Source organism: Pseudomonas sp. IPO3747, assembly GCF_013385245.1.
Lineage (GTDB): Bacteria > Pseudomonadota > Gammaproteobacteria > Pseudomonadales > Pseudomonadaceae > Aquipseudomonas > Aquipseudomonas edaphica.
This window is the reverse complement of sequence record NZ_JACAQL010000034.1, coordinates 1-774: the sequence shown is the minus strand read 5'-3', so window position 1 is coordinate 774 and position 774 is coordinate 1. Positions and strand designations below refer to the sequence as shown.

Genomic DNA, 774 nt, shown 5'->3' with positions numbered 1-774 from the left:
GCGCTGACGATCTCAAAACCGGCGCGGATTTCATCTTCGTCGAAGATCGGTTTGAGCGAGTTGCTGCCATCGCGATCACTGGACACATCACGGTTGAGGCTGGCGACGGTTTGTTCAGCGGTCTGGCCGGTGCGTTTCTGCTGCTCGGCGTCGTCGGTAATGACGACGGCACCGCCACTGATGCCGCTGCGTGTCACGCTGCTTGCCTTGTCGCTGGCGCTGATGGCGATCGGCATATTGGCGCCGATGTTGTTCTCGTTTTTGGCCAGGTCGGTGCCCGGGTTAACCTTGCCGCCAGTCTGCGCGTTGCCCTTCTGGTCCTTGCCGACTTCGTTGTAGCCGCCGCCCAGGCTGACGGTATTGGCGTCGTAATCCGCCTTGTTCTTGATGTCGCGGCTGGTGAGGCTGGATGTGACCAGGCTGTTTTTGCCGTCCTGCACGGCCTTGTCACTGCTGGCGATCACGGCGCCGACCAAATCGGTGTTGCCCCGCACGTTGATGTCGAAACCGTCATCACCGGCCTTGATGCCCGATTGTTCGGTGACGCTGGCATAGTTGGAGTCGATGTTGGTTGCGCCAAAGTTTGCGCTGGCACCGCTTATCGAGCTCATGCCGTAGCAGAACGGTGGAATACAAAGACTGATGCCGATGCCCAGGCTCTTTTCATCGACTTTGTACGTGTTGGTGTCTTGCAGGCTTTCGATACTAAGATCGCCGCCGACGTCGGCGATGACTTTTTTGCCACTGGCCACCGCCCCCTTAAGCTGCGTGTCG

Annotated in this window: 1 protein-coding gene; it reads right to left on the bottom strand. The window is 59.0% G+C overall.

Annotated features, from left to right (window positions below):
* Positions 1-774 (bottom strand): hemagglutinin repeat-containing protein (locus tag HX790_RS29710; RefSeq protein WP_256351621.1); only part of this gene is annotated, 774 nt, incomplete at both ends.